This is a genomic window from Streptomyces sp. NPDC058274 (assembly GCF_042881375.1).
GTDB lineage: Bacteria > Actinomycetota > Actinomycetes > Streptomycetales > Streptomycetaceae > Streptomyces.
Map to the genome: position 1 here is coordinate 58,978 of NZ_JBHVXW010000001.1, position 11,288 is coordinate 70,265.

Genomic DNA, 11,288 nt, shown 5'->3' on the forward strand with positions numbered 1-11,288 from the left:
GATCACGGATCGGCCGAATGATCCATACGCAGTGGATCAGTCATTCGATCACGCCCGGCTGACGCCCCCGCGGGCCCGGGCCGGGACTTATGCCAGCGCGACCAGATCCGCGTAGTCCGCGCCCCACAGGTCCTCGACGCCGTCGGGCAGCAGGATGATCCGCTCCGGCTGGAGCGCCTCGACGGCGCCCTCGTCGTGGGTGACGAGCACGACCGCGCCCTTGTAGGTGCGCAGCGCGCCGAGGATCTCCTCACGGCTGGCCGGGTCGAGGTTGTTGGTCGGCTCGTCGAGGAGGAGGACGTTCGCGGAGGAGACCACCAGGGTCGCGAGCGCGAGACGGGTCTTCTCGCCACCGGAGAGCACACCGGCCGGCTTGTCGACGTCGTCACCGGAGAAGAGGAACGAGCCGAGCGTCTTGCGCACCTCGACCAGGTCCAGGTCGGGGGCGGCGGAGCGCATGTTCTCCAGGACCGAGCGCTCCGGGTCGAGGGTCTCGTGCTCCTGCGCGTAGTACCCGAGCTTGAGGCCGTGTCCCTCGATGACCTCACCGGTGTCGGGCTTCTCGGCGCCGCCGAGCAGCTTCAGCAGGGTCGTTTTTCCGGCACCGTTCAGACCCAGGATCACCACGCGTGAGCCCTTGTCGATGGCCAGGTCGACGTCGGTGAAGATCTCCAGCGAGCCGTACGACTTCGACAGCCCCTCGGCCATGAGGGGGGTCTTGCCGCAGGGCGACGGCTCGGGGAAGCGCAGCTTGGCGACCTTGTCGGACTTCCGCTCGGACTCCAGGCCGGCGAGCAGCTTGTCGGCGCGACGGGCCATGTTCTGCGCGGCGACGGTCTTGGTGGCCTTGGCGCGCATCTTGTCCGCCTGCGAGTGCAGCGCGGCGGCCTTCTTCTCGGCGTTCTGCCGCTCGCGCTTGCGGCGCTTCTCGTCGGCCTCGCGCTGCTGCTGGTAGAGCTTCCAGCCCATGTTGTAGAAGTCGATCTCGGCGCGGTTGGCGTCCAGGTAGAACACCTTGTTCACGACCGTCTCGACCAGGTCCACGTCGTGGGAGATGACCACGAAGCCACCGCGGTAGGTCTTCAGGTAGTCGCGCAGCCAGACGATCGAGTCGGCGTCGAGGTGGTTGGTCGGCTCGTCCAGGAGCAGCGTGTCGGCGTCCGAGAAGAGGATCCGGGCCAGCTCGATACGGCGGCGCTGACCACCGGAGAGCGTGTGCAGGGGCTGGCCGAGTACCCGGTCGGGCAGATTCAGCGCGGCGGCGATGGTGGCGGCCTCGGCCTCGGCGGAGTACCCGCCCTTGGTGAGGAACTCGGTCTCCTGGCGCTCGTACTGCCGCATGGCCTTCTCGCGGGTGGCGCCCGAGCCGTTGGCGATGCGCTGTTCGTTCTCGCGCATCTTGCGGATCAGGGTGTCCAGGCCGCGGGCGGACAGGACGCGGTCGCGGGCCAGCACGTCGAGGTCGCCGGTGCGCGGGTCCTGCGGGAGATAGCCGACCTCGCCGGAGCGGGTGACGGTGCCGCCGGCGGGGACGCCCTCACCGGCGAGGACCTTGGTGAGGGTGGTCTTTCCCGCGCCGTTGCGGCCGACCAGGCCGATGCGGTCGCCCTTGGCGATACGGAAGGTGGCGGACTCGATGAGGACACGGGCGCCGGCGCGCAGCTCGATACCGGAGGCGGAGATCACGGACAGACTCCAGGGCGGGATGGATGACGGGGTGGGCGGCTGAGGACGTTCCCGCCGTCTAATGCGCGAGGAGAATGGCCATGGGCCAAGTCTAACGGGGCCGTGCAACCACTTTTCCTGTGTGCGGGCGTTCGGGACTGTGACGCTCGTTGCCCAGCGGGGTGCGGGACGGGGTGATCCGGCCGAGATCGTCCACACCGATGATCTGGGCGGTCCACGGCTCGCCGGCCGCGCACGGCTGCGCCAGCAGCAGCGCCCCGCCCCGGCGCACGGCACGCTCGGGCACGAAGGCGCACCCGCCATGGGCGGGCAGCACCCAGCGCAGATCGCCGTCCGCGGTGCGATAGGCGGCGATACGGCCGGGGGTGACCACGGCGAGCATGCGCTCCCCGCGACCGAGCAGCCGCAGGACGCCGCCTCCCCCGTGGGCGGCGAGCCAGGGCGCGGCCCCGGGCAGTGCGCGGTGCCAGCGGACCGTGCGGCCGTCGGCCGCGGTGTCGGTGACCAGCCCGTCGTCCCAGAGCGCGAGTGCGTGCACGCGCGCGGGGAGCACGGCCAGCGGGCGCCGTCCCTCGCGGGCGTAGCTCCAGCGGACACGGCCGGTCGCCGCGTCGTACGCCTCGACGGCGGCCCCTCTCGTCCGCAGCCGGCCCGGCGTCGCGTGCTCCACGCGCGCGGGGGCGGAGAGGTGATCACCGTAGGGGGCGGGGCGGACGTGGCGGGCGGTGGCCAGGAGGGGGGCCGCCAGCAGGACGGCGAGGGCCGCGGGGAGCAGCCGGCCCAGGGCCCGGGAGCGGACGTGGGGCGCGCTCCGGGGCGGCGCGGGCCGGGTGGCCGGGGCGTTCGCCGGGGCCTCGGTGACGGCCGGCCCGGGACGCGGGGCGGCCGGGACCGGCTGTGGTCCCTCGACCGGCAGTACGACCATCCTTGCCCCCCCTGCGGTTGCCCGCCCATGGATCAGGCGCAGAGCGTAGGCGGGCGGGGCGAGCGGGGCGCCGGGACACGGCGGGCGGGCGGGTCGCGTCCCCCGTTCGGACCTTCGCCCGGCGCCGCGGGCGGGGCGCCGTAGAAGGATGGCGGTCACGGACCGACGTACGCAGAGGGTGGTGCGCCCATGCAGTTCGACGACGACGCCGACCTGGACACCTCCGAGGTGCAGGATGTGCGCGGCAGTCGGATCCCCGGCGGCAGGGCGACCGTCGGCGGCGGCGTCGCCGGACTGATCGCACTGCTCCTGGGCCTGTTCTTCGGAGTGGGCCCCGATCAGCTGGGGCTCTCCTCCGGCAACGACGATCCCGCGCCGACCGCGTCCTCCCTGGCCCAGGTCCAGCAGACCTGCCGCACGGGACAGGACGCGAACACCAAGGAGGACTGCCGCATCGTCGCGGTGGTCAACAGCGTGCAGGACTACTGGCGGCAGGAGTTCAGGCGTCGCAGCGGTACGTACACGCAGTCGCCGACGGTGTTCTTCAGTGGCCGGGTCGGTACCGCGTGCGGGACGGCGACGTCGGCTGTCGGGCCCTTCTACTGCCCCGGTGACCGCAAGGTCTATCTGGACCTCGGCTTCTTCGACGAGCTGCGGACGAAATTCGGCTCCAGCGGCGGGCCGTTCGCGCAGGCGTACGTGGTGGCCCACGAGTACGGCCACCATGTGCAGGACCTGATGGGGACCCTGGGCAGGGCGCAGGACGGGCGGACCGGCGCGAACAGCAACGCGGTGAAGGTGGAGTTGCAGGCCGACTGCTACGCGGGGGTGTGGGCGCACAACGCGACCACCGCCAAGGACGAGACGACCGGCAAACCGCTGATCACGAGCCTCACGGACGCCGACATCCGCGACGGCCTGGACGCGGCGGCCGCCGTCGGCGACGACCGGATCCAGGAGAAGTTCCAGGGCCGGGTGACGCCGGAGTCCTTCACCCACGGCTCGGCCGCACAGCGGCAGCAGTGGTTCCACCAGGGCTACCGCACCGGCGACATGGCCCAGTGCAACACGTTCCGCTGAGCGTCCTACGGCGTCGGTCCCGGGCCGGCCGGTCCCCGCTCCCGCTCGGCCGGGCCGTTGTCAGTGGCCGGTGCAAGACTGTGGAGCAGGTCACATTCCGCCGACGGGGCCGGGCGGAATCCGACAGGACCAGAGGGAGTGATCGGCATGGCAGGCACGGACGGCAAGCGCCCGAGCACCTACCCGACGCTGCTGTACGCGGACGCGAAAGCGGCGATCAGGCAGCTCACGGAGGCCTTCGGCTTCACCGAGCTGTCGGTGTACGAGGGCGAGGACGGCGCGGTGATGCACGCCGAGCTGATGCAGGGCAACGGCGCTGTGATGCTCGGCTCCAAGGGCCGCGGCGGCGTCTTCGACACGGCGATGAAGGGCGCAGGACCCACCGGGGTGTACGTGGTGGTGGACGACGTGGACGCCCACCACCAGCAGGCCGTGGACCACGGCGCCGAGATCCTGATGCCCCCGACGGACCAGGACTACGGCTCGCGGGACTACATGGCCCGGGACATCGAGGGCAACATCTGGAGCTTCGGGACGTACGCCCCCGAGATAGGGGCGTAGGGCACCCGTCAGCTCCCTCCGGTGTGCACCTGGAAGGCCGCTCTGCGGACGGCCTTGGCGAGTGCCGGGTCCGGGTGCGCCGCGGCGAGCGCCACCAGGACCTGCACGGTGCGGGGGTGCCCGACCGCGCGCACCTCGTCGAGCAGCGCGGGCACGGTGGGCTGCACGGCGGACTCCAAGTGCCGTACGAGGAGCGGGGCTTCGCCGTGGTCGGCGACGGCGGCCGCGGTGTCCACCCACAGCCAGGTCGCCTCTTCACGGGTGAGCACCTCGTGGACGTCCTCCGGGTCGTGGCCCTCGTGCTCGGCGAGCCACAGCAGGGCGTAGGGCCGCAGCGGGGTCCGGTCGGCCACGGCGCGGACATCGGGCTCCGCGGGGGCGCCGACCACCCGCAGCGCCTCGAAGGCCAGGCCGCGCAGCAGGGCGTCCTCACCCCGGGCGGCGTCGAGGAGTTCGGTGACGGCGCTGCCGACGGGACGGGCGGCGAGCCAGGCGCGGTACTCGGCACGGGCCGCGTTCGGGCGCAGCTGCGCGCAGCCGCGGAGCATGGCCTCGGCGGACTGCTCGATGTTCCCCGCGGGGCTCTGCGCGGCGACGCAGATCTGCTCCAGCTTGACCCAGACCGCCCAGCTGCCGAGCGGCGTGAGGGTGGCCTGCCCGTCGGCGCAGGTCAGGGCGCCGACGGCGGCGAGGGCATGCAGGGCCCAGTCGAGGAGCGGCGGCAGCGGGGTGTCCGCCGGCTCGACGGCGGGGTCTGGCTGGGGGCCGTACGGGATCTCGCAGCGCTCGGTGCGCAGTTCCGTGACGCGCTGTTCGAGGAGGTCCAGGAGCTGCTCGACGGGGACGGGCCCGGCGGACAGCTGGAGGAAGGAGAGCACCTGGGGCATCGCGGAGACGACCTCGGCGACGGCGGCGGGCTCGCGGTCCGCGGGCTCCGGATAGGCGAGCGACCAGGCGTCGAAAAGGGCGACCCAGCCGCGCAGTACGGCGCTGTCGTCGCGGTTCCAGGCGCGCAGCCGCCAGCCGGGGCGCGCGGTGTCGCCGTGCACCTCGACGAGGCCGGCCAGCCGTGCGGTGTCCCAGTCGGCACGGACCTGAGCCGGGGTCAGTCCCAGTTCCTGCGCGGCCCGTTCGGCGGTGGCGTCGGAGAGGGCGCCCTTGCCGTCGGGGGTCGCGCCGTCGCGCCCGGGACGGAGTGCGGAGTCGGACCAGCGGGCGACACGGGCCGCGCCGGCCAGGCCGGAGCGTGCCATACGCGCCAGTTCCGAGGGCGCCGGTGTGCCCTCGGGGGGCCGGGGGGCGGGGCGGCGTGAGCGGCGTTGGGTCACCGCTCGGGAAGCGGCGGCAAGAGGCCGCGGGCGGACGAGTCGGAGCCTGGAGTCGCGCGGGTTACGGGACGTCACAGGTGCAGTCTTCCGGTTGACAGTCCGAAAACCCAAACGGAATGGGACGGCGGGCGGCCCGCGCGAGGGGCGCGCGCGTCTCGGCGGACGCCCGACACCCCTGAGCCGCCTCTTCCGCGAGGCCGAAACGGAAGGAGCGCCGCCGCCGCGCCGAAGCGTTTCCGCGGACGGCCGCGGGGGCGGTTTGGAGCCGTCCGGGGGGCCCGAGTCGTCGGCGGGCGGACCGGTCGGAGGACGTCGGGCCGTCGGCGGACAGTGGCCCGGAGGATGGTCGGCCGACCCCGGCGTGGACCGCCGTCCCCTGGGATGGGATACAGCTGCCGTCCGCCGTATGCCCGTCCGGGCGGGCTACATCAACGGGGTGAGGAAGCGGCGCAGCGCCTCCTCGTAGTCCGCCGGGCCGGCATTCCACATGGCGCCGTGCGGAGCGTGCGGGACGGTGTGCAGGGTGACCAGGTCCGGGCGCCGGGCGGCGAGTCTGCGGGAGAAGTCCCAGGGGGCGATCGTGTCGTCGGGGCCGTGCAGCAGCAGCACCGGCACCTTCAGCCGGCCGGGGTCGGCGGCCTCCACGATGCGGTCGCCCTGCAGGCCCGTTCGCCCCTGGGCGGCGCGGACCGCGAGGGGCAGCAGCGCGGCGGGCGTGCGCCGGGCCGAGGCCAGCGCGCGCAGCGTCGTCTCCCAGCTGAGCACGGGCGAGTCGAGGACGAGCCCCGCGATGCGGTCGCGCACCGCGGAGTGCGCGGCGGCGCGCAGCGCCATGGTGGCGCCGGTGGACCACCCGTACAGGACGATCCGTTCGGCGCCGTAGCGCACGGCGTAGCGCAGGGCGGCGTCCAGGTCGCGCCACTCGGTCTCGCCGAGGTGGTTCAGGCCGTCCTGGGGGCGGGGGGCGCCGAGGTCGCCGCGGTAGGCGAGGTCGAGGACGGGGAGCCGCTGGCGGTGCAGGAACTCCATGACGTTCATGGGGTGTTCGCGGGTGGCGCCGAGACCGTGCACGGTGATCACCCAGGTGTCGCGGGTGCCGGGCACGAACCAGGCGGGCAGGGCACCGAGTTCCCCGGGGACGTTGACGTCGGCGTGGTCCAGGCCGAGCGCGGTGCTCGGATCGCCCACGTGGAGGTTCGCGGTCAGCCACACGCTGTCGCCGCGCTTGAGGGCGCCGTGGGTGACGCGCTCAAGACGGCGTACGACCGTGTCGGCGGGGTGCGGGGCGGAGTCCAGGACGGGTCCCACGACCGCGTGGGAGCCGTCACCGCTCAGGCCGTACGTTCCCGGCCGCAGCGAGGCCAGGTCGCGGGTGAGGGTGATCTGGCCGGCGGCCGTGGAGTGCACGGTGAGGCGCGGCTCGGTGGGCAGTGGCCGGCCCGGGGGCGCCTTCAGCGCGGCATCGCTGGCGTACCGGCCGGCGGCAATGGAGGCCGCGCCGGCGGCCAGGGCAACGGTGACGGCGGCGGCCGTCGCTTTGACAGTGCGCACCGGTCCAGTCTCCCGGGGGAGCCCGCTGTCGGCCAGCGGGAGGGCGGACGGGAGCCTGCCTTTCCCGTCCGGACCGGGGACCGCATCTTCCGGATGCGCGTGCTCGGTGCTGCGGTGCCGAGCACGTCACGGGCGGGCGCCGCCGCGGCCCCGGCGCCGATCCGAGGCGTGCTCGGCACCGCAGCACCGGCACGTCTCGGACAGGCGCCGCCGCAGACCCCCCGACCGTCCGCCGATACGTCTCGAACGGCCGCCGCCACGGCCCCGGGGCCGATCCACCGGCGCGTCTCGAACGAGCGCCGCCGCCCCCGGCCGATCCACCGCCACGTCTCGGACGGCCGCCGCCTCCAGGCCGATCCACCGGCACGTCACGAACGGCCGCCACCGCGCCGATCCACCGGCACATCTCGAACGGCCGCCACCGCCGCCGACCCCAGGCTGCTCAGAAGCTGACGCCCCGGCCCGGCTGGCCGTACCCCCGCAGTCGCTCCCCCGCCCGTGCCGCCTGTTCCTGGGTGAGGAGGTTCGGGGTCAGGCCCGGTACGGAGGACGCCGTGAGCCAGACGCGGCACATCCACTCCAGCTGGGCGGTGCGGTCGTAGGCCTGGCTGAGGCTGGTGCCGTAGGTGAGGGTGCCGTGGTTCTGGAGGAGGCAGCCGGAGCGGTCGGCGAGGGCCCGGAGCATGTTCTCGGCCAACTCCTGGGTGCCGTAGGTCGCATAGGGGGCGACCCGGACCGGTCCGCCGAGCGCTCCGGACATGTAGTGGATCAGCGGGAGTTCCGGTACGAGCGTCGAGACGGCCGTCGCGTGAACGGCGTGGGTGTGCACGACAGCGCGCGCGCCGGTGGTGCGGTAGACGGCGAGGTGCATGGGCAGTTCGCTCGTCGGTACCAGCGTGCCGCGCACCTGCCGGCCGTCCAGGTCGACGGCGACGAGGTCCGCGGGCGTCAGCCGGTCGTAGGGCACTCCCGACGGCGTGACCAGGACCGTGTCTCCGACGCGGACCGACACATTGCCCGACGTACCGACGACCAGCCCGTCGGACACGGTCCGGCGCGCTGTCGTAACGAGCTCCTCCCACGCGCCCTCGACCGCCCCCGGGGCACCCGGCGCACCACGCTCGCGCGCGCCCTGCGCGTCCTCCCGCCCGGCCCGCTCGTCCCCGTCGTCCCCTGTGTCCCGCCGCTGTTCAGCCATGGCGCGATCCTGCCAGGAGGAGCGCGCGTCAACGCCGTGCCGGGCGGGGGCACTTCAGAGGGCGACGCGTGCTTCCGCCGGAGCACATGCAGCCACACACCGCCCGGGCCGTGCGACTGGCCGGTGAAGGACCGGAACCCGGTGATCTTCCAGTAGCCTCTGCTGGATTTGTCTGGCACGTCGCCATTCGGGGGGAAATATGGGCCATGATCACCAACCGTTCCGCCCTCGCGCCTGCGCCGTCGCGGCCTCCGCGGCGGCGCTGGCCGTAGCGGGGACCCTGCTGGCCGGGATTCCGGCCTCGCGGGCGGCCTCGGGGGCGGCCGCACCACGCGGACACGACGTCTCCTCGCACCAGAAGAACGTCGACTGGCCGAAGGCGCAGGCGAAGGGCGCCCGGTTCGTCTACGTCAAGGCGACCGAGTCCACCACCTACCGCAACCCCTACTTCAGCGGGCAGTACGACGGTTCGCGCGCCGCGGGCCTGCTGCGGGGCGCCTATCACTTCGCGCTGCCGGACAGGTCCTCCGGCGGGGCGCAGGCCGCGTACTTCGTGCGCAACGGCGGCACCTGGCGCGCGGACGGCTGGACGCTGCCGCCCGCGCTCGACATCGAGTACAACCCGTACGGCAAGAAGTGCTACGGCCTGAGCAGGACCGCGATGGTGAAGTGGATCAAGGCGTTCAGTGACGGGGTCAGGCGGGCGACCGGCCGCCGGCCGGTGATCTACACGACCACGCACTGGTGGGACGACTGCACCGGCGCCAGCCGTGCCTTCGCCTCGAACCACGCCCTGTGGCTGGCCCGCTACGACTCGGCCGACCCGGGAGCGCTGCCCGCGGGCTGGACGTTCTGGACGTTCTGGCAGTACGACAACAGTGGCAGCCTTCCTGGTGACCAGAATCTCTTCAACGGATCCATGGCGCGGCTGAAGACCTTCGCGAGGGGATAGCAGGCACGCCGGAGCCCGATATTCCGGCTCTGTTCGACACACGAGCCGCCGCTTCGACACAAGTGGAATGGCGACACGCCGATTGGGTCACTCCACCGCCCGCCCCAGTTCATCTTCCGTTCACCCAGGTTGCCTACGGTCCTTGTGCCACTGACGTCAAACAGAAGCCTGGGTAAATGGAACACATCACGCTTCTCCTCGGGATCGTGATCGTCACCGCTCTCGTGTTCGATTTCACGAACGGTTTCCACGACACTGCCAACGCGATGGCGACGACCATCTCGACCGGCGCTCTGAAGCCCAAGACGGCGGTGGCCATGTCCGCCGTGCTGAACCTGGTCGGTGCTTTCCTCTCCGTGGAGGTCGCCAAGACGATCTCCGGCGGCATCATCAACGAAGAGGGCATTCGCACCGAGGTGATCTTCGCGGCGCTCGTCGGCGCCATCCTCTGGAATCTGCTGACCTGGCTCCTGGGTCTGCCCTCCAGTTCCTCCCACGCACTCTTCGGCGGCCTCATCGGCGCCGCGGTCATGTCGGCCGGCTGGTCGTCGGTGAACGGCTCGACCGTCATCACCAAAGTCCTGATCCCCGCGGTCGCCGCTCCCCTGGTGGCCGGCCTGGCCGCACTGCTGGCCACGCGCCTGTCGTACGTCATCGGCCGTCGCGCCGACCAGAAGGCGACCGCGAAGGGCTACCGCGCCGGCCAGATCGCCTCCGCGGGCCTGGTCTCGCTGGCCCACGGCACCAACGACGCGCAGAAGACCATGGGCATCATCACCCTCGCCCTGGTCACCGGCGGTGTGATCGCCCCGGACTCCAACCCGCCCACCTGGGTCATCGTCTCGGCCGGTATGGCCATCGCGCTCGGCACCTACCTGGGCGGCTGGCGCATCATCCGCACGATGGGCAAGGGCCTCACCGACCTCGCCCCGCAGCAGGGCTTCGCCGCCCAGACCAGCGCGGCCACGGTCATCCTGGCCTCCTCGCACCTGGGCTTCTCGCTCTCCACCACCCAGTCCTGCTCCGGCGCGGTGATGGGCGCCGGCCTCGGCCGCAAGGGCGGTGTCGTCCGCTGGTCGACCGCGACCCGCATGTTCGTCGCCTGGGGTCTGACGCTGCCGGCCGCCGGGCTCGTCGGCGCCGGCGCCGAGTTCCTCACCCGGCAGGGCACCTGGGGCATCGTCGTCACGGGGGCGCTGCTCCTGACCGGAGCCGGTGTCATCTGGACGCTGTCCCGCCGCAAGCCGGTCACCATCGACAACGTGAACGACGTCGACGCCGAGCCCGCGGGCGTCGTCACCACCGCGATCATCGCTGTCACCCCGCCCCCGGCGGGCCCGATCACCACGCTCGGCGCCGACCTCGACGCCGAACTGAAGACGACCATCCCGGCGCCGGACCCCGGCCCCTCCGCCGAGCCCACCCGCCCGGCCACGGTCTAAGGAACGAACAGCATGCACATCGACTGGGCAGCTCTCGGCTCCGTCTTCGGAGTCAGCCTCGTGGCCACCGTGACCCTCGTCGGCCTCTTCACCCTGGGCGTCGTCGGCCTCGCGAAGCGCGAGTCCGCCTCGGCACAGGGCGGTTCGGCCGCCGTCGCGGTCACCGGCGCGTACGCCTGCTTCGCCGCCTGCGCGGCGGCGGTGGCGTACGGCATCTATCTGATCGTCGCCTGACACCCGGCAGGAGTCGGGAGCCGGGTACTCAAAACCGGCGAAAAGCGCATCACTTGACGTGGGGTGCGGGACGGATCGACGTCCCGCACCCCACGTGCGTGTGGGCCTTCGCACACTCTCCCTTCGCAGGTCAACAGCAAGTTGACGGGTGTTCTCACCCCGTGGTGGACTGCCGGAGCCAAGTACGGCGGCAGGAGAGGAAGCCGGTGCGAATCCGGCGCGGTCCCGCCACTGTCACCGGGGAAGAACATCCCCGGGAGCCAGGAACTCTCACCGCCGGTCTCGTCGAACCAGGGCGCGGACACCCTGAGTGAGGACATATCGCCATGCG

10 protein-coding genes and 1 riboswitch are annotated in these 11,288 nt (G+C 72.6%); of the genes, 5 read left to right on the forward strand and 5 right to left on the reverse strand.

Annotation, left to right across the window (positions count from 1 at the left end; translation table 11 throughout):
• Positions 1–87: 87 nt before the first annotated feature.
• Positions 88–1,686 carry an ABC-F family ATP-binding cassette domain-containing protein gene (locus ACFVYF_RS00305; RefSeq protein WP_389448449.1) on the reverse strand — a complete coding sequence of 533 codons (1,599 nt, stop codon included), beginning with the start codon at positions 1,684–1,686 and terminating at the stop codon, positions 88–90.
• 91 nt (positions 1,687–1,777) lie between these two features.
• Positions 1,778–2,611 (reverse strand): hypothetical protein, encoded by an 834-nt coding sequence (locus ACFVYF_RS00310; RefSeq protein ID WP_389448452.1) that lies wholly within the window; start codon positions 2,609–2,611, stop codon positions 1,778–1,780.
• A gap of 189 nt (positions 2,612–2,800) precedes the next feature.
• On the opposite strand from ACFVYF_RS00310, the gene ACFVYF_RS00315 reads away from it, so the two are divergent.
• Positions 2,801–3,691 carry a neutral zinc metallopeptidase gene (locus ACFVYF_RS00315; RefSeq protein ID WP_389448455.1) on the forward strand — a complete coding sequence of 297 codons (891 nt, stop codon included), beginning with the start codon at positions 2,801–2,803 and terminating at the stop codon, positions 3,689–3,691.
• A 147-nt stretch (positions 3,692–3,838) separates the two neighbouring features.
• Entirely contained in the window at positions 3,839–4,252 is a 414-nt protein-coding gene (locus tag ACFVYF_RS00320) for a VOC family protein (RefSeq protein WP_389448458.1), read from the forward strand.
• Positions 4,253–4,260: 8 nt separating this feature from the next.
• Here ACFVYF_RS00320 and ACFVYF_RS00325 read toward each other — a convergent pair whose 3' ends face one another.
• The 3 genes from ACFVYF_RS00325 to ACFVYF_RS00335 form a co-directional block, all read right to left on the reverse strand.
• Positions 4,261–5,655 (reverse strand): hypothetical protein, encoded by a 1,395-nt coding sequence (locus tag ACFVYF_RS00325; protein ID WP_389448461.1) that lies wholly within the window; start codon positions 5,653–5,655, stop codon positions 4,261–4,263.
• Positions 5,656–6,003: 348 nt separating this feature from the next.
• Complete coding sequence (locus ACFVYF_RS00330) at positions 6,004–7,131, reverse strand: alpha/beta hydrolase (protein ID WP_389448464.1); 1,128 nt, start codon at positions 7,129–7,131, stop codon at positions 6,004–6,006.
• A 442-nt stretch (positions 7,132–7,573) separates the two neighbouring features.
• On the reverse strand, positions 7,574–8,329 hold the full coding sequence (locus ACFVYF_RS00335; protein ID WP_389448467.1) for a class II aldolase/adducin family protein: 756 nt from the start codon (positions 8,327–8,329) through the stop codon (positions 7,574–7,576).
• Positions 8,330–8,528: 199 nt separating this feature from the next.
• On the opposite strand from ACFVYF_RS00335, the gene ACFVYF_RS00340 reads away from it, so the two are divergent.
• The 3 genes from ACFVYF_RS00340 (at position 8,529) to ACFVYF_RS00350 (ending at position 10,957) form a co-directional block, all read left to right on the forward strand.
• Positions 8,529–9,281 carry a lysozyme gene (locus tag ACFVYF_RS00340; RefSeq protein ID WP_389448470.1) on the forward strand — a complete coding sequence of 251 codons (753 nt, stop codon included), beginning with the start codon at positions 8,529–8,531 and terminating at the stop codon, positions 9,279–9,281.
• A 176-nt stretch (positions 9,282–9,457) separates the two neighbouring features.
• Positions 9,458–10,723: an anion permease gene (locus ACFVYF_RS00345; RefSeq protein ID WP_389448473.1), complete on the forward strand. Its 1,266-nt coding sequence runs from the start codon at positions 9,458–9,460 to the stop codon at positions 10,721–10,723.
• Between the two features lie 12 nt (positions 10,724–10,735).
• Positions 10,736–10,957 (forward strand): hypothetical protein, encoded by a 222-nt coding sequence (locus tag ACFVYF_RS00350; protein ID WP_389448476.1) that lies wholly within the window; start codon positions 10,736–10,738, stop codon positions 10,955–10,957.
• 147 nt (positions 10,958–11,104) lie between these two features.
• Positions 11,105–11,248: riboswitch (cobalamin riboswitch) on the forward strand.
• Positions 11,249–11,288 lie beyond the last annotated feature (40 nt).